Below are 20,547 nucleotides of genomic sequence, written 5' to 3'. Positions count from 1 at the left end.
CAACTGCGATGCATTAGGAGCCGCTGCGGAGACCAAGCACTCGTGATCGACTATCTCGCCCTCGCACTGACGCATGCGCTGATCCTCATCGCGATCCTGCGCGTGTTCATGCGCGACGACCTCGACCGCGAGGATCCGCCGGGCGCGGAGCCGGAGGAGGCGAAGCCGAGCCGGCGCGAGGCCCGCCGTGCGCGGCGCGCAGGCGGAAAGGCGCGCAATGCTTGACGCTGCGCTGTTCCTTTTCGTGATGACGCTGTTCGCGCTCGGCCTCAGGCGCCCCTTCGTCTGGGTGCTCGCCTATCTCTATATCGACATCCTCGCCCCGCAGAAGATCGGCTGGACGCTGACGCCGATGCTGCCGATTTCCTTCATCGCCTTCATGCTCGCATTCGCAGGCTGGGCACTGGTCGATGCGAAATCGCAGATCCGCTTCACCCTGCGGCAGGGCATTCTCATCGCCTTCCTGGGATGGTGCTTCCTCACGCTGCAATGGGCCGACTTCCCCGAGGATGCGGCCTACAAGTGGGAATGGGTCTGGCGCGCGCTGGTGTTCGCCATCTTCCTGCCCTTCACGCTGGTCACGCGATTGCGGCTGGAGCTCGCGCTGCTGGTCGTCACGCTGACAGCCGGAGCGATCATCATTTCCTCCGGTCTCAAGACCGCGCTTGGCGGCGGGGGCTATGGCAGCCTGTATTTCTTCGTGAACGACAATTCGAACATCTACGAAAGTTCGACGCTCGCGACGGTCGCGATCGGACTGATCCCGATCATCTGGTGGTTCATGAACCACGGGCGGATCTTCCCGCCCGACTGGCGAGTCAAGCTGTTCGGCGGCGCGTTCATCTTTGCCTGCCTGCTGATCCCCGTCGGAACCGAAGCACGCACCGGGCTCGTCTGTATCGGCGTTCTCGCGCTGCTGCTACTGCGCGACGTGAAGCGGCGGATGACCTTCATCGTCGGCGGCATTGCCCTCGTGCTGATGGCCGCGCCCTTCCTGCCGACCAGCTATTACGAACGCATGGGGCTGATCACCGGGCACGAACAGGACCAGTCGGCATCGACCCGCCTTGCGGTCTGGCAATGGACCTATGAATACGCGCTCGAGAACCCGCTTGGCGGCGGATTCGATTCCTACCGCGGCAACAAGTTCGAATACCGCCTGCCGCAGGTCAGCGAGAATGGCAGTACGACCACCGTCGAATACAAGGACGTGGTCGACGAAGCCCGCGCCTTTCACTCGTCGATCTTCGAGGTGCTGGGTGAACAGGGGTGGATCGGCCTGTTCCTGTGGGTCTGGCTCCATGCCAGCGGGCTGTGGCAGATGGAAAAGCTGCGGCGGCGGTGGCGCGGGCGCGAGGGGGCAAGCTGGCAATCGCCATTGGCAAGCGCGCTACAGATGACGCAGGTCATCGCGCTGGTCGGGTCGCTGTTCCAGGGGATCGCCTACCAGCCGGTGATCCTGCTGATCATCGCCCTGCAATGCGGGCTGTGGACCTATCTCAAGCGCTGCGAGGAAGCGGCCGCCGAGCCGAGCTCCTCGCGCAGGCGCGCGGCCCAACGCTCGGAGCCCCAACGCGCCACCAGCGCATCGAACGCGGCCCGTTCGGCCCCGGCGAGCGAGGCGTAATCCGCACACTGCCGTGCGCGCGTGACGCAGGCTTCGCCGCTGTCGAGCCGCAGCGAAATCACGCCGAGCTCTTCATGCGCGAGACCGATCGCGGTCGGTTCGTCGAGCGGCCCGATGTGGAGGAAGGGCGCGGGCGGCGCGGCGGCGGGAACATCCGCGCCCAGAAGCCGCAGGATTATCGCGCGGTAGTCGCTTAGCGCCAGCGGCGCGCTTGCTGCGCCCAGCGGACGGTTGCTGGCGAGGAAAGTCGCATTCTGCCGGTCGTTGATGACATGGCCGTGACCCAGGAAGCCGTCCTCGAACAGCGCCTCGCCGTGATCGCCGGTGACGATCAGCACGGTGTCCTGCCACACGCCCATCGTTTCCAGCTTCGCAATCAGCCGGCCCAGCGCGGCGTCGGTATGCGCGACCGCGTTCCAGTAGGTCCGCTCCAGCGCCTCGCGATTGTCTTCGGCGATCTGGCCGCGTTCCAGCGGGGGGTTGGCGAAGCGGTGCGGGACGGCGTCGTGGTGATAGGGGAAATGCGGCGTCTGGAAATTGAGGTAGACGAATTGCGGCGTCTCCCACGCTGCGGCATCGCCGAGCGCGGCGTCGAAGCGATCGAGCACGATGTTCTCGTCGACCAGCAGCGAGCCCTGCGCGGCGAAACTGAAGGCGCGCTGGTCCTTGAGCACTTCGGCATCGACGAAGCGGTCGGCCACCTCACGCATTCCGACAGCTGCCGAAATACCGCCGAAATCCTCCGGTTGTCCCGAGAACACGCCGATCTCGTAACCGCTGGCATCGAGCTCGCGGAACAGGCTCGGCGATCCGGGCGGCACGACCAAGCTGCCCGCGAAGAGCGATTTGAGCGAGGCGGTGGTGAAACCGACATGGCTGTAGGCGGGCGCGAGGGCGCCGCCCTGCGCCGCCACGCGCGCGAGATTGGGGGCGACGGGTTTCCCGTCGATGCGCTTGCCCAGCACATCCGCGCGGGTGCTTTCGAAAACGACGATGACGAGATGCGGCTTCGCGCCGCCGATTGGCGTGGCGGGCAGGGGCTCGGCAACCGGGACCAGCGCAAGATCACCGCCGTAGCCATCCTCGTCGATCCCATTGCCGGGAATGTCGAGCGCAAGCGGATGGCGCCCGGCATCGAACGGGGCGGGATCGATGGTCCGCCCGGCAAGGCCGTAGCCATCGCCGTCGAAATCGCTCGCCAGTGCCATCCCGTCGGCCAGCCCCTGCCAGGCGACGATCCGCTCCAGACCGCGCGGCGCATCGCCGCCGAGACGCGGCAACACGATTACCGCGCCGGCGAAGGCCAGCCACACGAGGGCGACTGTCTTCCAGCGCGGCCAGGGGGACGCCAGCGCCGGCTGTCTGCCGAGCCATTTGCGCAGCAGGTGTGCTGCCAGCCACCATGCCGCGAGGAAGAGCAGCAGCGCGCCCACACCGAGCATGATCTCGTTCTTGGCGAACAGCAGCGCATCGGCCGCGCTGCCACCGCCCAGCTGCTTTAGCAGCGCGAAGCTGACCGCATCGCTGAAATAGGAATGGAGCTGGTAACGCAGGCTGAGCACCAGCAGGCTGGTTCCGCCATAGAGGAACGCGAAATGCAGTACGGCGGACTGCGCCCCGGAAGATCGGGCCAGCCGGGCTGCCAGCTTCCAGGCGAGCAGGGCGACTGCGGTATGCGCCAGCGTGAAGCCGATCAGGAACAGGGCCAGTTCTCCGCCGGTGTCGACCGCGCTCGACTGGCCGAACCCGCCGGTGAACACGCCGTACTTGCGGTCGGCGACGATGAGCTCTGCGGCGGCGACGATGGCAGCGACCAGCGGGACGCCGAGCGCAGGCTTGAGCGCAGTGCCGAGGATACGGGCCAGCATGGTTTCTCCAGCATCGCGGACACCGGTGCGCCGCCTGCCGGACCATACCGCCTGTACGAATCGGCTCAATACGTGCCGCCTCCTCCATCACCGGACATGGCGCTTCCCCATGCCGTAGCGGCACGTTCGGCGGTGTTGCGCGCATCCCGCACATGCGCCATGACTCGCGCCGCACGCGCGACCGGAGTCGCGCCAAACCATGATTTTCGAACAGAGGAGAGGCGTATGAGCCCGCAGGAACTGGCAGACAAGGTCGGCGAGAACATCGGCACGAGCGAATGGGTCGACATGAGCCAGGAGCGTATCAACCAGTTCGCCGATGCCACCGGCGATCACCAGTTTATCCATATCGACGAGGAAAAGGCCAAGATGACGCCGTTCGGCGGCACCATCGCGCATGGCTTCCTCACGCTGTCGATGATCCCCTATCTAAGCGCCAAATCGGACATGCCCAAGCTCGACGGCGTGAAGATGGGCGTGAACTACGGCGGCAACAAAACCCGCTTCATCTCGCCCGTCCGCAGCGGCAAGCGCATCCGCGGCCACTGGAAGCTGGTCGAAATGACCGAGAAGCGTCCCGGCCAGTGGCAGCAGACCTGCGAGATCACCATGGAGATCGAGGGCGAGGAAAAGCCCGCGCTGATCACCGAGTGGATCACCCAGATTTTCGTCTGATTTCCCCCTCCTCCCCGGCGAGGATCCAGACACAACCACAACCAAGGAAATACCCATGCGTGACGCAGTCATCGTCTCCACCGCCCGCACCGCCATCGGCCGTGCCTACAAGGGCGGGTTCAACGACACCAAGGGCCCGACGCTCGGCGCCTATTCGCTCAAGCCCGCGATCGAGCGTGCCGGCATCGACGCCGGCGAGGTCGACGACGTGCTGTGGGGCAGCGCGCTGCAGCAGGGTGCGCAGGCCGGCAACCTCGCCCGCCAGGTCGCGCTGCGCGCCGGTTGCCCGATCGGCACCAGCGGCATGACCATCGACCGCCAGTGTTCGAGCGGCCTGATGAGCATCGCCACTGCCGCCAAGCAGATCATCACCGACCGCATGGACGTGGTGGCCGCCGGTGGGCAGGAATCGATCAGCCTCGTGCAGACCAAGGAAATGCGCGTGATGCCCGATCCCGAGCTGGTTAACATGCACGGCGCGATCTACATGCCGATGCTGCAGACCGCCGAAACGGTCGCGCAGCGTTACGGCATCAGCCGCGAAGCGCAGGACGAATACGCGCTGCAGAGCCAGCAGCGTACCGCCGCCGCGCAGGAAGCCGGCAAGTTCGACGACGAAATCGTCTCGGTCAGCACCACGCACAAGGTGCAGGACAAGGAAACGGGCGAGATTTCGGACGTCGAAATCACCATCGACAAGGACGAGGGCAATCGCCCGCAGACCACGCTCGAAGGCCTCAACAGCCTCAAGCCGGTGATGGGCGAAGGCACCACGATCACTGCGGGCAACGCTTCGCAGCTGTCGGACGGTTCGTCGGCCAGCGTGCTCATGGAAGCCAAGGTCGCCGAACAGAAGGGCCTCGAGCCGCTCGGCCGCTATGTCGGCATGGCGGTCGCCGGGACCGAACCCGACGAAATGGGCATCGGCCCGGTCTTCGCGATTCCCAAGCTGCTCAAGCGCTTCGACCTCAGCGTCGACGACATCGGCATCTGGGAACTGAACGAAGCCTTCGCGGTGCAGGTGCTCTACTGCCGCGACAAGCTCGGCATCGATAACGCCAAGCTCAACGTCAACGGCGGCTCGATCTCGATCGGCCACCCCTATGGCATGACCGGCGCACGCTGCACCGGCCACGTGCTGCTCGAAGGCAAGCGCATGGGCGCGAAATACGGCGTCGTCACCATGTGCGTCGGCGGCGGCATGGGCGCAGCCGGCCTGTTCGAAATCTTCTAGGGTCAACCTAGCCTGAAACCGAGAAGGGCGGCCGGGGCAAAACCCCGCGCCGCCCTTCTTCTTGGCATGGTCGCTGGAACGGCTTCACCGCGGCTGACCGCGTGGGAGGCCGCCGACGCCTAGCCGTGTTCGGCGATGAACTCCTCGACCACGGGGGCGATCTTGTCGCGCCAGCGGCTGCCGTTGAAAATGCCGTAATGGCCCGCGCCTTCGGCCATGTAATACCGCTTTTTGCCGGCATCGAGCTGCGGCGTCAGTTCGAGCGCGGCCCGCGTCTGCCCCAGGCCCGAGATATCGTCGCGTTCGCCCTCGATCGCCAGCAGCGCGGTCTGCGTGATGTCGCCCAGGTCGATGCGCTTGCCGCGATGCAGGAAAGTGCCGTTGGGCAGCGCGTGGTCCTGGAACACCTCCTGCACCGTCTGCAGATAGAACTCGGCGGTCATGTCGCACACGCTGCGGTATTCGTCGTAGAAATCCTTGGTCGCCTGCGCGCTTTCGTCGTCGCCGACGGTGAGGTGCTTGAACATCTCGTAATGGCTGATCATGTGATTGCCGAGGTTCATGCTCATGAACCCGGCCAGCTGCATGAAGCCGGGATAGACCCGCCGGCCCGCGCCGCGATACTGCATCGGCACGGTGGCGATGACATTGTGGCGGAACCACTCGATCGGGCGGTCCATCGCCAGATCGTTGACGCTGGTCGGCGAGCAGCGCGTGTCGATCGGCCCGCCCATCATGGTCAGCGTGCGCGGCGTGCACGGATGGCCATCGCGGTTCATGATCGCAGTGGCGGCAAAGACGGGCACCGAAGGCTGGCACACCGCCATCACATGCGCACCGCCGCCCTGTGCATCGGGGCCGATGTGTTCGAGATAGCCGATCACGTAATCGATGTAATCATCGAGATCGAAGGTCCCTTCGTGCAGCGGGACGGTCTTCGCATCGGCCCAGTCGGTGACATAGACGCGGTAGCCTTGCAGCATCCGTTCGACCGTGCCGCGCAGCAGCGTGGCGTAATGCCCGCTCATCGGCGCGACCACCAGCAGGCGCGGGGCGTCTTCGGGCAGGTCTTCGCGGTGGAACGCCTTCAGATCGCCGAAGGGCCGGTTGACCACAGTCGATTCGACGATCGCCACGGGCTTACCATCGACATCGATCGCCTCGAGGTTCCACGCCGGCTTGCCGTAGGATGCCGTCGCATGCGCGAAGACTTCCAGCGCGCTCGCCGCCACCGGTCCGATGTTCATATAGCCCATCGGACCGACGTAATTGAACGGATTGGCCGGGTTGTTCAGCATTTCCACCCCGATCGAGGCGAAGGCGCTGGCCGAGTTGAGCCAGCTGCGCTGCAGTTCATAGGCGTGGTAGAGCAATAGATGTCCCCTGCGTACCCGGCATTGTATGGCTGTGTCGTGCGGGTGGAATATGGCAATCCTGCCGTTCGATCGATAATTGTGCAATGCACAATCGGTTTAAATGTGCCTGAGCATGTGCAGCACAGTGGATTTTAACCGCGCGGCGACGTAACTGCGTGCGCATGTCAGCCAAGGACCAGACGGAAACCGACGGCCGCGGCCGGTTCGCACGCAAGCGCGCCGCTGCGGATGCCCCGCGCCAGCGTTCGCTGGGTTCACTGCGCATGGTATGGCAGGCGGGCACGCGCTATCCCGGCCATGTCGCGCTCGCCATCCTCGCGCTGTTCATCACTGCGGCGGCGACGCTGGCGATCCCCGCGGGCTTCAAGATGGTGATCGACCGCGGCTTTGCCGAAGGGGCGACGCCCGAGGACATGGGCCGCTGGTTCCGCTATTTGTTGATGATCGTCGCCGTGCTTGCCGCGGGCACTGCAATGCGGTTCTATTTCGTCAGCTGGCTGGGCGAGCGCGTGGTCGCCGACATCCGCCTGCGGGTGCAGGACAACCTGCTGCGCCTGGCGCCGGGCTTCTATGAAGAGAACAGTCCCAAGGAAATTTCCAGCCGCATGACCAGTGACACCGCGCTGATCGAACAGGTGGTCGGCACCACTGTCTCGGTCGCGCTGCGCAATGCGCTGATGGCGATCGGGGGCACGGCCTATCTGTTCTGGCTGGTCCCCGGCCTGACCATGGGGCTGTTCCTGCTGATCCCCGCCATCGTTATCCCGATCACGCTGTTCGGGCGGCGCCTGCGCAAGGTCTCGCGCACCAGCCAGGACCGCGTCGCCGATATCGGGGCAATGGTCACCGAAGTGCTGTCGGCGATGAAGATCGTCCAGGGGTTCAACCAGGAAGAACGCGAACATGCGCGCTTCCGCGAGGCGGTCGAACGCACCTTCTCGGTCGCGCGGCGCCGGGTCATCATCCGCGCGGCGATGACCGCGATCGTGATCCTGCTGGTTTTCGGCGGCATCACCCTGCTGGTCTGGCGCGGCGCGCAGGCGGTCAGCGAAGGCGCAATCTCAGGCGGGACGATCGCCGCATTCGTGCTCACCGCAGGCCTCGTCGCAGGCGCGATCGGTGCGCTGACCGAAGTCTACGGCGACCTGCTGCGCGGCGCGGGCGCGGCGAGCAGGCTGTCCGAACTGCTCGAGGAAAGACCCTCGATCACCGCACCCGCACGGCCGCAGGCTCTGCCCGCGCCGCCGCGCGGTGGGCTGTCGTTCCGCAACGTCACCTTCCGCTATCCGACCCGGCTCGATGCGCCAGCGATCACCGATTTCAGCCTCGAGGTCGAACCGGGCGAAACCGTCGCCATCGTGGGGCCGTCGGGGGCGGGCAAGTCGACCATCTTCCAGCTGGCAGAACGCTTCTACGATCCGCAGGCAGGCTCGATCCGGCTCGACGGCATTCCGCTGACCAGCGCCGATCCCGCCGAAATCCGGCGGCGCATCGCCTATGTCCCGCAGGAAGGCGTCCTGTTCAGCGCCAATGCGCGCGACAATCTGCGCTATGGCAATTGGGATGCGAGCGAGGACGAGATCCGGGCCGCTGCGCAGGCGGCCAATGCTGCCGAATTCCTCGACAAGCTCCCGCAGGGGCTCGACACCTATCTTGGGGAAAGCGGCACGCAGCTGTCGGGCGGCCAGCGCCAACGCATCGCCATTGCCCGCGCGCTGCTGCGCGATGCGCCGATCCTGCTTCTCGACGAGGCCACCAGCGCGCTCGATGCGGAGAGCGAGCGGCTGGTGCAGGATGCGCTCGAACACCTGATGCGCGAGCGTACGACGCTGGTCATCGCCCACCGCCTGTCGACCGTCCGCGCTTCCGACCGCATCGTCGTGATGGAGGATGGCCGGATCGTCGAACAGGGTACGCACGACACGCTGTCGGCCAATGGCGGGCTCTACGCCCGGCTCGCTTCGCTCCAGTTCGGTCTGGAAAGCGCCTGACCGCTTGACTCGCGCAGTCCACTGCTCTTGGGGCGTCCCGCAATGAACGATTACATCACCGCGATCTTCCTCGGCATCGTCGAGGGGCTCACCGAATTCATCCCGGTTTCATCGACCGGTCACCTCATTCTCGCGACCGAACTGTCGGGCGCGGATCCCAACGAATGGGCGATGTTCAACGTGGTGATCCAGCTGGGCGCGATCCTGGCGGTGGTCTACCAATACTGGGGCACCTTCTGGTCGGCCGGGATCGGCGTGCTTAAGCGCGAACGCGAAGGGCTGATGTTCGCACGCAACATCCTGCTCGGCTTCCTGCCCAGTGCAGTGATCGGCTTCGCGCTCTACGAAAGCTTCGAGGCCATGCTCGGCAACCCGGGGATCGTACCGTGGGCGCTGATTGCCGGCGGGGTGGCGATCATCGTGATCGAACGTGCGGCCAACCCCCGCGACGAAGGGCGCGGCGTGGCCGAACTGCCGCTTGCAAAGGTGCTCGGCGTCGGGTTCGCTCAATGTCTCGCCATGGTGCCCGGCGTGAGCCGTTCGGGCGCGACGATCATGGGGGCGCTGGCGATGGGCATCAATCGTAAGACGGCGGCCGAATTTTCGTTCTTCCTGGCGGTGCCGACGATGGTCGGTGCGACCACGCTCGAAGTCGCCACCAAATACGACGAGATGATGGCCGGCGCGACGCGGGTGGGCTGGGACCATATTGCGCTCGGCTTCGCGGTCAGCTTCATCGTCGCGCTGTTCGTGATCCGCGCCTTCGTCGCCTATGTCAGCCGCAGCGGCTTCACACCCTTCGCGTGGTACCGGATCATCGCCGGTTCCGCCGCCCTGGCCTGGCTGACTTTCGCCTGACGAAGTGTGGCATGGATGCCACGGGGCGAGCGATCCGGGGTCTGCCGTAAGGAACCTTTGATCATTTGCGTGCTTGTCTCCGGTGAATGAAAGACAAAGGTACGCACCGATGGGTTTGTTGATTCTGGTTGTCGTAGGAGCCCTCCTGGGCTGGCTGGCAACGATTATTCTCAGGATCGAAGATGGCCGCAGCATCCTCGCCAATGCGCTCGTCGGCGTGCTCGGCTCGCTCGTGACCGGGCTGATCGCCGGTAATGGGGCGGTTTTCGGCACGGTCAGCGGCGTCGCGCTGCTGTGGGCAGTGCTCGGATCGGTCGTCGCGATCGGGGTGTTCAACCTCATCCGCCAGCGGGCCTATAACTGAATCCCGCTTCACATCGCCCGATCATCCGGTACAAACGCGGACGGAATGGATTGGCGTCTCGCATATGGTTGACGGCCCGGGCGTTCCCCGGGCCATTTCGTATCCGATACGGCAAACCTCCACCCCCGGCGTTCTTGCTTGACTGCCGGGAACCGAAGGAACAATAGTCCGTTCATCACATTCTTGCCGCATTTCGAAAACGCGGCTGGAACGACAAAAGGGGAATTTACATGAAGTTCAATAAAGCAACGCTCGTCGCTACCGCCGCCGCAATGAGCCTCGGCCTTGCCGCTTGCGACAGCGCAGCAGAAAACGAAGCCGAAGAAAACATCGAAGAGATGGAAGACGCTCGCGACAACCAGGTTGACGCCATGGAAGAAGCCGGTGAAATCACCGAAGACCAGGCCGACGTCATGGACGACCAGACCGACGCCATGGAAGAATCCATGGAAGAGCAGGCTGACGAAATCGACGAAATGTAAGCATCGTCGATCGTTATGCGATCATGCGGCCCCGGAGCGATCCGGGGCCGTTTTTCGTTGGACGCTGCTTTTCGCCGGACCTTGCGGAGGTCAGACCGGGGCCGCGCCCGATCCGCGTCCGCCGCGCAGCGTGTATTCGAGCGAGCCGTGGTTCACCACATGGTCGACATCGATCACCGCGGTGTTGGCATAGGTGAACCCGGGCCCGAGGCTTTTGTAGAGCTGGTCGAAATCGCGCTCGACCGTCTGGCGGTAGAGGTCCTCGAAGCTCTCGATCACGAAATAGGTCGGCTGCAGATCGCTGATCACGTAGTCGGTGCGCATGACGCGGTCGACATTGAGCATGATGCGGTTGGGGCTCTTGGCCTCGGTGGCATACACCACCTCGGTCGGGCCCGAGAGGATCCCCGCCCCATAGGCCTTGATCCCGTCGGCTTCCTGCAGCAGCCCGAATTCAACGGTGTACCAGTAGAGCGAACCGAGCGCCTTGAGCCGGTTGTAGCGCATCGCCTTCCAGCCCGCGCGGCCATATTCCTGCATGTAATCGGCATAGACCGGATCGGTCAGCATCGGGACGTGGCCGAACACGTCGTGGAACACGTCGGGTTCCTGAATATAATCGAAGGTCTCGCGCGTGCGGATGAAATTGCCCGCGGGGAAGCGCCGGTTGGCCAGGTGCCAGAAGAACACGTGATCGGGGATCAGCATCGGCACGGGAACCACGCTCCACCCGGTGAGCGTATCGAGCTCTTCGGACAGGCGGCCGAATTCGGGCACCCCGCCGCGGCTGAGGTCAAGCTTGTCTAGCCCGGCCATGAACGCGCTGGCCGCGCGCCCCGGCAGCACCTTCATCTGCCGTTCGAACAGGTCGTTCCAGATCGCGTCGTCGTCGCTCGAATACTGGGTCTGTTCGGGCTCGAGCCAGTCGTCGCCCACGCGGTCCGGTTTCTTGAGCGGGGCGGTGAATACCTCTGCCGGAAGGTCCGGCAAACGGGTAAAATCCTGTTCGGTCTGTGCAAGTGTAGCCATATCGTCGCGGATGATACTATCATTGGCGGCCGCACACAAATGCCGAGGGCGTGATGAAATCGAGGGACTACAAGGCCGCGCTCGCACCGATGCGCGAGGAACTGGCCGCAATGGCGCGCTGGGCGCAAGCGACGGGGCAGCGCATCGTCGTCCTGTTCGAGGGGCGCGATACTGCGGGCAAGGGCGGCGCGATTCGCGCGGTGTCCGAAAAACTCAACCCGCGCCAGTGCCATATCGCCGCGCTTGCCAAGCCGACCGAGGCCGAACAGAGCCAGTGGTATTTCCAGCGTTATGTCCGGCACCTGCCGAGCGCGGGCGAAATCGTGCTGTTCGATCGCAGCTGGTACAATCGCGCGGGCGTCGAGAAGGTCATGGGCTATGCCGATGCGCCGCAGGTCGCACGGTTTCTCGAGCAGGCCCCGACCTTCGAGAAGATGCTGGTCGATGACGGCATCTTGCTGTTCAAATACTGGCTCGGCACCGATCAGGCGCAGCAGGAGGAACGGCTGCGCGAACGGCTGGACGATCCGCTCAAACGGTGGAAGCTGTCCCCCGTCGACCTGGCGGCGCGGGGGAAATACGATGCCTATACCGAAGCGCGTGAGGCGATGCTGGCGGCGACGCATACCGAATGGGCGCCGTGGACACTGGTCGATTTCAACGACCAGAAGCGCGGCCGACTGACGCTGCTGCGCGACCTGCTCGACCGCCTGCCGGATACGCGTGTCGCACCGCCGCAGATCGACTTTCCGCCGCTGGGCCGCGAGCCCAAAGTCGAACGCTATACGGTGATCGAACCGATCGAGAGCTTCCCGAGCGACTAGGCGAGGCGGGCAGAGGCTTTTGTCACCTGCCGCCCGTCCCCTGCGAAAGCGGCGAGCTCGATGTCGTCGCCGGCCCCGCGCAGCACCAGATGCAGCGCTTCGCCGGCAATCGCGGGGCTGACCCCGCGGAAACCAAACTGCGCCAGCCGGTTCTCGCCAAAGCGTTCGGCGGCCAGTTGCAGCAGCAGGCTGGCGGTCAGCGGGCCGTGGACCACCAGGCCGCGATAGCGCTCCTGCTCCAGCGCATAGGGCGCATCGTAATGGATGCGGTGGGTGTTGAAGGTCAGCGCCGAATAGCGGAACAGCAGCCGCGTATCGGGCACAAGCTGGCGATGGAGGTCCCATGCCTGCGGGTCGAACACTTCGGGGGATGGTGCCGGCGGCGACAGGGGGGCATCGGGTGCCAGCGCCTCGAGATAGACCGCGCTCTGCCGCTCGCGCACGGCGAGTTTGCCGTCGGCGCTGGTCTCGTGGTCGATCTCGACGAAAACCATTTCGCCGCGGCTGCCCGACTTAGGCGTGATCGAGACGACGCGGCTGGTCCGCTCGATCGTCGCACCGATCGTCATGGGGGCGCGGAATTCGATATCGCTCGACGCCCACATCCGCCGCGGCAGCGGGATCGGGGGCAGGAAGCTCGCCGGGTCGTCCTCGCGCAGCGGATGCCCGTCGGGGCCCAGCCGCGCAGTCGGTGCTTCGGGCGTGCAGAGGCAGAAATGGATCCCCTGCGGCATGGCGGTCGAGGCCGGCGCGCCGTGATCGAAGGTCGCGTACCACCGCGCGGCGAGCGCCGGATCGAGCCGGTCTGCCGCGCGCTGCTCGCGCCCGATCCAGTCGGCCCAATCGGACATCAGGCGGCGCGTTCGAAGACGGCGGCCATTCCCTGGCCCCCGCCGATGCACATGGTCTCGAGTCCGTAGCGCACCTCGCGGCGCTGCATTTCATGCGCCATGTCGGCGAGGATGCGGATCCCCGTCGCGCCGATCGGGTGGCCCAGCGAAATGCCCGACCCGTTGACGTTGACCAGCTCGCGGCGGCTGTCGTCCTCGGCGAAACCCCAGCCCTTCAGCACGGCGAGCGCCTGCGGCGCGAACGCCTCGTTGAGTTCGATCAGCCCGATATCGTCCCAGCCCATATTGGTCTTGGCGAACAGCCGTTCGACCGCGGGAACGGGGCCGATCCCCATCCGGCTGGGATCGCAGCCGGCCGCGCTCCACGAATGGAACCACAGGATCGGTTCGAGGCCCAATTCCTCCACCTTGTCCTCCGCCACCACCAGGCAGGCGGCGGCGGCGTCGTTCTGCTGGCTGGCATTGCCCGCCGTCACGATCGCATCCGCATCGCGCTTGCCGTCGATCGGGCGCAGCTTGCCCAGCGTGTCCATGCTGGCATCCTCGCGGAAACCCTCGTCACGCGCGAAGACCACCGGATCGCCGCGCCGCTGCGGGATTTCCACCGGGACCAGCTGGTCGTCGAACCGGCCTTCGGCCCAGGCGCGGGCGGCGTTCTGGTGGCTGCGCACCGCGAATGCGTCGGCGGCCTCGCGGCTGATGTCGTAATCCTTGGCGAGATTTTCGGCGGTCTCGATCATGCCGGTGATCACGCCGAAACGTTCGATCGGCTGGCTCATCAACCGCCCGCGCGTCAACCGGTCCCACAGCACCATGTCGCCCAGCCGTGCGCCGTGGCGCGCCTTGGTGGTGTAATGTTCGACATTGGACATGCTCTCGACCCCGCCCGCGAGCACGCAGTCGGCGACGCCGGTCTGCACCATCATCGCCGCAGTCGCGACCGCCTGCAGGCCCGAGCCGCAGCGCCGGTCGAGCTGGAAGCCCGGCACCTCGATCGGATAGCCCGCCGCCAGCCAGCTCCAGCGCCCGATCGCCGGGGCCTCGCCGCTGCCATAGCCCTGGCTGAAGACGACGTCGTCCACCCGCAGCGGGTCGGTCCCGCTGCGTTCGACTAGCGCCTTGATGATCACTGCGCCGAGCGCGCCGGCCTCGAGCGGAGCGAGGCTGCCGAGGAACTTGCCGACCGGTGTACGCAGGGGTTTGCAGATGGCTACGCGGCGGAGTGTCGTCATGGCTTAATCCTTGTCGGAGAGGCGGGCGATATCGCGATCGACGAGCTTGCCGATCGCGCCCGAGGACAGGCCGAGCCGTTCGGCGAGCACTTCCTCGGTGTGCTGGCCCAGATAGGGCGCGGGTGCGGGCGCAGCGGCTTCGCGCGAAGGGATGTTCGCAAAGCTGCGCGTGGCCGGATATTCGAAGCCGCTGGGATTGGCGGGCGAAGCACCGAACAGCGGGTTGTCGGCCACCAGCGCGGCGTCGTTCGCCGCTTCGTGCATCGTGCGGTAGCGTTCGAAAGTGGTGCCATGCGCGGCGAGACTGGCGGACAATTCGTGCCAGTCCATCCTGTCCGCGCGCTCCTGGAACAGCGCGAACAGGCGGTGCCGGTGTTCGAAGCGTGGCCGGTCGCCATCGGCGAAGCACACGCCCAGCTCGGCCTCGAGCGCGGCAATCGCGTCCGCGATCCCGAAGGCGGCGACGAGGCCGTCCCATTGCTTGGCCGTCAGTGCCGCGACCATGAAGCGCACCCCGTCGCGGCTGCGGAAGTCGCGCCCGAACGCGCCCCAGATCGCATTGCCCAGCCGTTCGCGGTCGCCGCCGCGATAGAGCATCTCGGCCAATGCGCCGCTGTTGGCCATGGTCCCGATCGCGACATCGCCCAGCGGCACGCGCAATTCGCTGCCCTGGCCCGTCGCATCGCGCTGGCGCAGCGCGGCGAGCAGCGCGAAGGCGCAATAGGCGCCGGTGATGAAGTCCCATGCGGGCAGTACCTGGTTGACCGGCGGCGCATTGGCCATGTCCCAGTCTTCGGGCCCGCACATCAGCGGATAACCGCTTGCCGCATTGACGGTGAAATCCATCGCCTGGCGCCCATCGTGCCAGCCCATGATGCGCACGCTGACCAGTTCGGGCGCGCCTTCGGGCTGCTGCGCGGCGATGGCACCATGCCCGAGGAAGCTCTTTTCCGGCAGGTTGGTGATGAGATTGCCCGTATTGGCCGACAGCGCGACCAGCAGTTCGCGCCCCTCGCCGCTGCGCAGGTCGAGCGCGACCGATTTCTTCGCCCGGTTGAGGTTTTCCCAGCTCAGGCTGCGGCCCTGCTCGGTCAGCATGTAGCGATCGTAATCGAGCCCGCCTTCCTTGTGATCGACGCGGATCACTTCGGCGCCCAATTGCGCGCAATAGAGGCCGGCGGTGGGCGAGGCGACGAAGCTCGAGGCCTCGATAATGCTCAGTCCGTCGAGAAGCTGGTACACGCGCTACAATCCCGCCGCATAATCGCGCAGCATGTGCTTGGCGATCTGCAGCTGGAGGATCTGCGTGGTGCCTTCATAGATGCGGTAGATGCGCGCATCGCGGAAGAAGCGTTCGGCGTCGTATTCGGCCAGATAGCCCGCCCCGCCGTAGATCTGCACCACCCGGTCGACCACGCGGCCGCACATTTCGGAGGCGAACACCTTGAAGGCGGCGGCGTGCTTGACGGTGTTCTCGCCGCGATCGACCCGCGCGGTGACATCGGCCATCATCGCTTCGGCAGCGTAGATTTCGGTCCAGCTTTCGCTGAGCATCTGCTGGATCAGCTGGAAATTGGCAATCGGTTCGCCGAACGCCTGCCGCTCATTGGCGTATTTGAGCGCCGAATCGAGCGCGCGGCGCGCATAGCCGGTGCTCGCCGCACCGACCGAGATACGGCCATTGTCGAGGCTCATCATGGCGAAGCGGAAGCCCTGCCCGGTCTGCTCGCCCAGCAACGCGTCGCCGGGGACGTGCACGTCGTCGAGCATGATGTCGGAGATATGGCTGCCCGCCTGGCCCATCTTCTTGTCGGGGCTGCTGGTCGATACGCCGGGCGTGTCCATCGGCACGATGAAGGCGCTGACATGCGCGTTCTTGGGCTGCGCGTCCTTCTCGGTGCGGGCCATGATCAGCCCGACATCGGCATGCGGGGCATTGGTGATGTAGCGCTTGGTCCCGTTGATGATCCAGCCGTTGCCTTCGGGATCGGGCCGCGCAGTGGTCGCCATGGCGGCGCTGTCGCTGCCCGAACCGGGTTCGGTCAGGCCGAAGCAGGCGATCGCACCCTCGGCGATCCTGGGCCACCATTCCGCCTTCTGCGCGTCGGTCCCGCCATTCTTGATCGCCGAATTGAACATGCCCACATTGATCGAGAAGATCGAGCGATAGGCGGGCGCGGCATAGGCCATCGTCTGCACGACCTTGGCATATTGGGTGGTGTTGAGGCCGGCGCCGCCGAAATCTTCGGGCACGGTCAGGCCGAACAGCCCCATCTCCTTCATTTCCGCGACGATATCGTCGGGGATGCGGTCGTTGGCGATGACTTCGGTCTCGGCCGGGATCAGCCGTTCGCGGACATAGCGTTCGAGCTGGTCGAGGAACTGGTCGAAGGTTTCGGCATCCATGCCGGGGGCAGTGGTGACACTCATTGAGGAAGCTCCATTGGTTCCGGTCCGCCCGTTTCGCGCGGGGCCGCGGCGGGCGGCATCGCCCCGTCGTCGGGCACGAGGCCTTCGGGCAGGCGCCGCTCGTCGATCATGGCGGCCGCATCGTCGAGCGCGGCAGCCTCGCTCTGGGTCACGGCTCCGGGCGGCTGATCGCCCTCGCTGCTATCGCTGCAGGCGAGCGTGGCGGACAGCGCAAGCAGCGCGGCGGCAGGGGCGACGAGTCGGGTCATGGACGCGAAGGCTAGGCGTACACACGGGCCGCGCAAAGGACGTTACGGCGTGGCTGCGTCCGGAAGAACGCGGCGCGTGTGCAGGCCGGTCAGTTCGCGTCTTCGGCCATCGCATCCATGGCTGCGGCAGCGGTATCGGCGGCGCTGTCGCCGGCTTCCTGGATCTCCGCTTCCTCGCTCGGCGAGGCGGTGTCCATCTCGACCGTGGCGGTGTTGGCGGCGGGATCCTCGACCGGCATTTCCTCGACATCGGTCAGCGCTTCGTCGGCGGTCATTTCGACGGTGTCGGCCTCGGCTTCGGTCGAGGCATCTTCGCTGCTGCCACAGGCGGCGAGCGCGAGCGAGGCGGCAGCAGTCAGGGCGATACGGAATTTCATGGCGGTTCTCTCTCCGGTTTCGAACTTGCGCGGCGGGTAAAGCGCAAGCGACGGGCGCTGGGCAAGGGGAAAATCGCGGTGCGCCGGTTGCGCGCGCCAAACCATCTGCCATCAGGCGCACATGACCGGGATCGCCAGCGCATATCATTCCCTCAAGGATGTCTTCGGCTTCGACGGTTTCCGCGGGCGGCAGGAAGAGGTCGTTGCGCGCGTGCTGGACGGGCAGTCGACGCTGGCGGTCATGCCGACGGGGGCGGGCAAGTCGCTGACCTACCAGCTGCCCGCAGTCATGCTGCCGGGGACCTGCGTGGTCATCAGCCCGCTGATCGCGCTGATGCACGACCAGCTGCGCAGCGCGCGCGCCAACGGCATCCGGGCGGCCACGCTGACCAGCGCCGATGCCGACTGGCGCGAAACGCAGGATGCCTTCCGCGCGGGCGAACTGGACCTGCTCTATGTCGCGCCCGAACGCGCCAGCCAGCCGGGTTTCCGCGACCTGCTGGGTGCCGCACCACTATGTCTCTTCGCGATCGACGAGGCGCATTGCGTGTCCGAATGGGGGCACGACTTCCGCCCCGACTACCGCATGCTGCGCAGCATGCTCGATGCCTTCCCGCATGTCCCGCGGCTGGCGCTGACCGCCACCGCCGACAAACAGACCCGCAGCGACGTGATGGCGCAGCTGGGCATACCCGACGACGGGCTGGTGCTCGCAGGCTTCGACCGGCCCAACATCCGCTATGCCATCCGCCACCGCGACAACCCGGTGCGCCAGCTGACCGATCTGATGGCCGCCGCACCCGGTCCGGGGATCGTCTACGCCCCGACGCGGCGCAAGGTGGAGGATCTGGCGGACAAGCTGGCCGCTGCCACCGGGCGCGCGGTGCTGCCCTATCACGCGGGGCTCGATGCGGGGACGCGCGCGGCCAACCAGGCGGCATTCGTGACCAGCGAGGACATGGTGATCGTCGCCACGGTCGCCTTCGGCATGGGGATCGACAAGCCCGACGTGCGCTTCGTCGCGCATGTCGGCGTGCCCAAGTCGATCGAAGGCTATTACCAGGAAACCGGCCGGGCGGGGCGCGACGGCGATCCGGCCCAAGCGGTGATGTTCTGGGGCGCGGGTGATTTCGCCACCGCGCGGCAGCGGCTGGCCGAAATCGACGAGGCGCGGCGCGGCGCGGAGCGTGCGCGGCTCGACGCGCTTGCCGGGCTGGTCGAGACCGCCGCCTGCCGCCGCGCGGTGCTGCTGCGCCATTTCGGGGAGAACCCGCCCGAGACCTGCGGTAATTGCGACAATTGCCTCGAACAGCCGAGCGTGACCGATGTCACCGAGCTGGCGCGCAAGCTGCTCTCGGCGGTTTACCGCACGGGGCAAAGCTTCGGCATGGGCCACCTGCAGAAGGTCCTGACCGGGAGCGAGGACGAGCGCGTGCGCCAGCGCGGGCACGACCGGTTGAGCGTCTTCGGGATCGTCGAGGGCGAGGACGCGCGCCTGCTGCAGCCGGTCGCGCGGGCGTTGCAGGCGCGCGGCGACCTGGTCGCGACCGAGCATGGCGGGCTCGCGCTGGGCGGCTCGGCGCGCGCGATCCTGACCGGCGGGCGCGCGGTCGAGATCGTTGTGCCGCCCAAGCGCCAGCGGCGCCGCCGCGGCGATGCGACCCCCAACCCGGTGGGCGATCCATTGTTCGAGGCGCTGCGCGCGCTGCGCAAGGAACTGGCCGAGGAAGCGCAGGTGCCGCCCTATGTGGTCTTCCACGATTCGACGCTGCGCGAGATGGCCAGCGCGCGCCCCGGCACGCTCGGCGAACTGGGCCGGCTCCCCGGTATCGGAGCGAAAAAGCTCGAAGCCTATGGCGAGCGCTTCCTGCGCGTGATCGGAGACCATTGAACCCCGTCATCCTGTGATATAAAAGTGATATCATAATTATTGGAGGGATGATTCGTCATGGCTGTCGAACTCAGGGGAATGAAAACCAGCAGCGAGCATCCGGGCTCCAGCTTCAGCGGTTATCCGGTGCTGGCGCTGATCGCGCTGCTGCTGGCGCTGGCGGCATGGAACATCGTGGGCAACATGCCGCTGCATGACGCCGACAGGGCCGCCAAGCTGACCTTCGTCGGCCTGCTGATCCTGCCGATACTGGTGCTCGCCTTCCTGGCGGCTGGCTTTTTTATGATCCAGCCCAACCAGGCCGCGGTGATCACGCTGTTCGGCGCCTATCGCGGCACCGAGCGGCGCGAGGGCCTGCGTTGGGTGTGGCCGTGGATGGTCCGGACCAAGCTCTCGGTCCGCGCGCACAACATCCATTCGGAGCGGGTGAAGATCAACGATCTGCGCGGCAATCCGATCGAGATTGCCTGCAACGTCGTGTGGCGCGTGGCGGATACTGCGCAGGCCAGTTTCGATGTCGACGATTACAAGGAATTCGTGAACATCCAGATCGAGGCGGGGCTGCGCACCGTCGGGTCGCGCCATCCCTATGACGATTTCGAGAACGAGGAAGTGACGCTGCGCGGCAGCGCCGACGTCATCAACCGCGAACTGCTCGAGGAACTCAACGACCGGCTGAAAGCTGCCGGGATCCTCGTCGACGAGGCGGGCCTCACTCACCTCGCCTATGCGAGCGAGATCGCCAGCGCCATGCTCAAGCGGCAGCAGGCCGATGCGATCATCGCGGCACGGGCCAAGATCGTGCTCGGCGCGGTCGGCATGGTGGAGGATGCGCTGACCAAGCTGGCGCAGGACGACATCGTCGAACTGGACGACGAACGCCGCGCGGCCATGGTCAGCAATCTGATGGTTGTGCTGTGCGGCGAGAAGGACGTGCACCCCGTGATCAATGCGGGCTCGCTCTACCAGTAGCCATGCCCAGCCCCAGGATCCGATGACGAAGAAGGCCTTCGCCCTGCGCCTCGACCCGGCGGTCCACGCCGCGATCGAGCGGCTCGCGGCAAGCGAATTGCGCAGCGCCAATGCGCAGATCGAAATGCTGCTGCGCGAAGCGCTGGCGAAGCGCGGGATCGAGGTGCCGGTTTCGAAGCCGCCCAAGCGCGGCCGACCAAAGAAGGAGGAGGAGTGAG

Annotated in this window: 20 protein-coding genes and 1 pseudogene; 12 read left to right on the top strand and 9 right to left on the bottom strand. The window is 66.0% G+C overall.

Features of this window, described 5'->3' with window-relative positions; genetic code table 11:
* Window positions 1-42: 42 nt before the first annotated feature.
* Complete coding sequence (locus tag GRI55_RS14840) at window positions 43-225, top strand: hypothetical protein (RefSeq protein ID WP_202392323.1); 183 nt, start codon at window positions 43-45, stop codon at window positions 223-225.
* Entirely contained in the window at window positions 218-1,627 is a 1,410-nt protein-coding gene (locus tag GRI55_RS02995) for a DUF5935 domain-containing protein (protein ID WP_160766148.1), read from the top strand. The genes GRI55_RS14840 and GRI55_RS02995 overlap by 8 nt, the downstream gene beginning before the upstream one ends.
* Window positions 1,628-1,911: 284 nt before the next feature.
* Here the strand turns inward: GRI55_RS02995 and GRI55_RS14950 are convergent.
* Window positions 1,912-2,835, bottom strand: a pseudogene (locus GRI55_RS14950) (sulfatase-like hydrolase/transferase); the annotation flags it as partial.
* 885 nt (window positions 2,836-3,720) lie between these two features.
* Between GRI55_RS14950 and GRI55_RS02985 the strand changes: the two are divergent.
* Entirely contained in the window at window positions 3,721-4,170 is a 450-nt protein-coding gene (locus GRI55_RS02985) for a MaoC family dehydratase (protein ID WP_050601618.1), read from the top strand.
* Window positions 4,171-4,225: 55 nt separating this feature from the next.
* The gene (locus GRI55_RS02980) at window positions 4,226-5,404 is read left to right on the top strand and encodes an acetyl-CoA C-acyltransferase (protein ID WP_050601619.1); all 1,179 of its coding nucleotides are present in this window, start codon (window positions 4,226-4,228) and stop codon (window positions 5,402-5,404) included.
* 119 nt (window positions 5,405-5,523) lie between these two features.
* On the opposite strand, the gene GRI55_RS02975 is transcribed toward GRI55_RS02980, so the two are convergent.
* A complete protein-coding gene (locus tag GRI55_RS02975) occupies window positions 5,524-6,777 on the bottom strand; it encodes a polyhydroxyalkanoate depolymerase (protein ID WP_063506291.1) in 1,254 nt (417 codons plus the stop codon).
* 164 nt (window positions 6,778-6,941) lie between these two features.
* Here GRI55_RS02975 and GRI55_RS02970 point away from each other — a divergent pair, with 164 nt between their 5' ends.
* The 4 genes from GRI55_RS02970 to GRI55_RS02955 all read left to right on the top strand — a co-directional run bounded on the left by GRI55_RS02970 (window position 6,942) and on the right by GRI55_RS02955 (window position 10,475).
* Window positions 6,942-8,771 carry an ABC transporter transmembrane domain-containing protein gene (locus tag GRI55_RS02970; RefSeq protein WP_160766146.1) on the top strand — a complete coding sequence of 610 codons (1,830 nt, stop codon included), beginning with the start codon at window positions 6,942-6,944 and terminating at the stop codon, window positions 8,769-8,771.
* A 42-nt stretch (window positions 8,772-8,813) separates the two neighbouring features.
* Entirely contained in the window at window positions 8,814-9,629 is an 816-nt protein-coding gene (locus GRI55_RS02965) for an undecaprenyl-diphosphate phosphatase (RefSeq protein WP_063506293.1), read from the top strand.
* A gap of 109 nt (window positions 9,630-9,738) precedes the next feature.
* Window positions 9,739-9,993 carry a GlsB/YeaQ/YmgE family stress response membrane protein gene (locus GRI55_RS02960; RefSeq protein WP_050601623.1) on the top strand — a complete coding sequence of 85 codons (255 nt, stop codon included), beginning with the start codon at window positions 9,739-9,741 and terminating at the stop codon, window positions 9,991-9,993.
* Between the two features lie 230 nt (window positions 9,994-10,223).
* Entirely contained in the window at window positions 10,224-10,475 is a 252-nt protein-coding gene (locus GRI55_RS02955; RefSeq protein ID WP_050601624.1) for a hypothetical protein, read from the top strand.
* Window positions 10,476-10,565: 90 nt separating this feature from the next.
* Here GRI55_RS02955 and phhA read toward each other — a convergent pair whose 3' ends face one another.
* On the bottom strand, window positions 10,566-11,504 hold the full coding sequence (gene phhA, locus GRI55_RS02950) for a phenylalanine 4-monooxygenase (RefSeq protein WP_160766145.1): 939 nt from the start codon (window positions 11,502-11,504) through the stop codon (window positions 10,566-10,568).
* Window positions 11,505-11,557: 53 nt separating this feature from the next.
* On the opposite strand from phhA, the gene ppk2 reads away from it, so the two are divergent.
* Window positions 11,558-12,328: a polyphosphate kinase 2 gene (gene ppk2, locus GRI55_RS02945; protein WP_160766144.1), complete on the top strand. Its 771-nt coding sequence runs from the start codon at window positions 11,558-11,560 to the stop codon at window positions 12,326-12,328.
* Here the strand turns inward: ppk2 and GRI55_RS02940 are convergent.
* The 6 genes from GRI55_RS02940 to GRI55_RS02920 all read right to left on the bottom strand — a co-directional run bounded on the left by GRI55_RS02940 (window position 12,325) and on the right by GRI55_RS02920 (window position 17,466).
* On the bottom strand, window positions 12,325-13,179 hold the full coding sequence (locus tag GRI55_RS02940) for an HTD2 family dehydratase (protein ID WP_160766143.1): 855 nt from the start codon (window positions 13,177-13,179) through the stop codon (window positions 12,325-12,327). The two genes, ppk2 and GRI55_RS02940, sit on opposite strands and share 4 nt — an antisense overlap.
* Window positions 13,179-14,411, bottom strand: coding sequence for an acetyl-CoA C-acetyltransferase (locus tag GRI55_RS02935; protein WP_160766142.1), 1,233 nt, complete (start codon window positions 14,409-14,411; stop codon window positions 13,179-13,181). The genes GRI55_RS02940 and GRI55_RS02935 overlap by 1 nt, the downstream gene beginning before the upstream one ends.
* A 3-nt stretch (window positions 14,412-14,414) precedes the next feature.
* Window positions 14,415-15,653 carry a CoA transferase gene (locus GRI55_RS02930; protein WP_160766141.1) on the bottom strand — a complete coding sequence of 413 codons (1,239 nt, stop codon included), beginning with the start codon at window positions 15,651-15,653 and terminating at the stop codon, window positions 14,415-14,417.
* 3 nt (window positions 15,654-15,656) lie between these two features.
* Entirely contained in the window at window positions 15,657-16,841 is a 1,185-nt protein-coding gene (locus GRI55_RS02925; RefSeq protein ID WP_237452385.1) for an acyl-CoA dehydrogenase family protein, read from the bottom strand.
* Entirely contained in the window at window positions 16,838-17,089 is a 252-nt protein-coding gene (locus tag GRI55_RS14835; protein WP_202392322.1) for a hypothetical protein, read from the bottom strand. The genes GRI55_RS02925 and GRI55_RS14835 overlap by 4 nt, the downstream gene beginning before the upstream one ends.
* A gap of 89 nt (window positions 17,090-17,178) precedes the next feature.
* Window positions 17,179-17,466: a hypothetical protein gene (locus tag GRI55_RS02920; RefSeq protein ID WP_160766140.1), complete on the bottom strand. Its 288-nt coding sequence runs from the start codon at window positions 17,464-17,466 to the stop codon at window positions 17,179-17,181.
* A gap of 121 nt (window positions 17,467-17,587) precedes the next feature.
* On the opposite strand from GRI55_RS02920, the gene recQ reads away from it, so the two are divergent.
* Genes recQ through GRI55_RS02905 form a run of 3 tightly spaced genes read left to right on the top strand, consistent with a single transcriptional unit; the run spans window position 17,588 to window position 20,546 of the window.
* Complete coding sequence (recQ, locus tag GRI55_RS02915) at window positions 17,588-19,357, top strand: DNA helicase RecQ (protein ID WP_160766139.1); 1,770 nt, start codon at window positions 17,588-17,590, stop codon at window positions 19,355-19,357.
* 57 nt (window positions 19,358-19,414) lie between these two features.
* Window positions 19,415-20,329, top strand: a complete 915-nt coding sequence (locus GRI55_RS02910) for an SPFH domain-containing protein (RefSeq protein ID WP_237452384.1) — start codon at window positions 19,415-19,417, stop codon at window positions 20,327-20,329.
* Window positions 20,307-20,546, top strand: coding sequence for a type II toxin-antitoxin system antitoxin (locus GRI55_RS02905; protein WP_160766138.1), 240 nt, complete (start codon window positions 20,307-20,309; stop codon window positions 20,544-20,546). Before GRI55_RS02910 ends, GRI55_RS02905 begins: the two co-directional genes overlap by 23 nt.
* The last annotated feature ends 1 nt before the right edge of the window (window position 20,547 follow it).

The organism is Qipengyuania citrea (genome assembly GCF_009828015.1).
GTDB classification, from domain to species: Bacteria; Pseudomonadota; Alphaproteobacteria; order Sphingomonadales; family Sphingomonadaceae; genus Qipengyuania; species Qipengyuania citrea.
This window is presented reverse-complemented; position numbering and strand designations above follow the sequence as displayed.

What these genes read in the sequence shown, in the direction of transcription:
- GRI55_RS02995 (WP_160766148.1), top strand. Translation starts at nt 218, where the DNA reads ATGCTTGACGCTGCGCTGTTCCTTTTCGTGATGACGCTGTTCGCGCTC.
- GRI55_RS02985 (WP_050601618.1), top strand. Translation starts at nt 3,721, where the DNA reads ATGAGCCCGCAGGAACTGGCAGACAAGGTCGGCGAGAACATCGGCACG.
- GRI55_RS02980 (WP_050601619.1), top strand. Translation starts at nt 4,226, where the DNA reads ATGCGTGACGCAGTCATCGTCTCCACCGCCCGCACCGCCATCGGCCGT.
- GRI55_RS02970 (WP_160766146.1), top strand. Translation starts at nt 6,942, where the DNA reads ATGTCAGCCAAGGACCAGACGGAAACCGACGGCCGCGGCCGGTTCGCA.
- GRI55_RS02965 (WP_063506293.1), top strand. Translation starts at nt 8,814, where the DNA reads ATGAACGATTACATCACCGCGATCTTCCTCGGCATCGTCGAGGGGCTC.
- GRI55_RS02960 (WP_050601623.1), top strand. Translation starts at nt 9,739, where the DNA reads ATGGGTTTGTTGATTCTGGTTGTCGTAGGAGCCCTCCTGGGCTGGCTG.
- GRI55_RS02955 (WP_050601624.1), top strand. Translation starts at nt 10,224, where the DNA reads ATGAAGTTCAATAAAGCAACGCTCGTCGCTACCGCCGCCGCAATGAGC.
- phhA (WP_160766145.1), bottom strand. Translation starts at nt 11,504, where the DNA reads ATGGCTACACTTGCACAGACCGAACAGGATTTTACCCGTTTGCCGGAC.
- ppk2 (WP_160766144.1), top strand. Translation starts at nt 11,558, where the DNA reads ATGAAATCGAGGGACTACAAGGCCGCGCTCGCACCGATGCGCGAGGAA.
- GRI55_RS02940 (WP_160766143.1), bottom strand. Translation starts at nt 13,179, where the DNA reads ATGTCCGATTGGGCCGACTGGATCGGGCGCGAGCAGCGCGCGGCAGAC.
- GRI55_RS02935 (WP_160766142.1), bottom strand. Translation starts at nt 14,411, where the DNA reads ATGACGACACTCCGCCGCGTAGCCATCTGCAAACCCCTGCGTACACCG.
- GRI55_RS02925 (WP_237452385.1), bottom strand. Translation starts at nt 16,841, where the DNA reads ATGAGTGTCACCACTGCCCCCGGCATGGATGCCGAAACCTTCGACCAG.
- GRI55_RS14835 (WP_202392322.1), bottom strand. Translation starts at nt 17,089, where the DNA reads ATGACCCGACTCGTCGCCCCTGCCGCCGCGCTGCTTGCGCTGTCCGCC.
- GRI55_RS02920 (WP_160766140.1), bottom strand. Translation starts at nt 17,466, where the DNA reads ATGAAATTCCGTATCGCCCTGACTGCTGCCGCCTCGCTCGCGCTCGCC.
- recQ (WP_160766139.1), top strand. Translation starts at nt 17,588, where the DNA reads ATGACCGGGATCGCCAGCGCATATCATTCCCTCAAGGATGTCTTCGGC.
- GRI55_RS02910 (WP_237452384.1), top strand. Translation starts at nt 19,415, where the DNA reads ATGGCTGTCGAACTCAGGGGAATGAAAACCAGCAGCGAGCATCCGGGC.
- GRI55_RS02905 (WP_160766138.1), top strand. Translation starts at nt 20,307, where the DNA reads ATGCGGGCTCGCTCTACCAGTAGCCATGCCCAGCCCCAGGATCCGATG.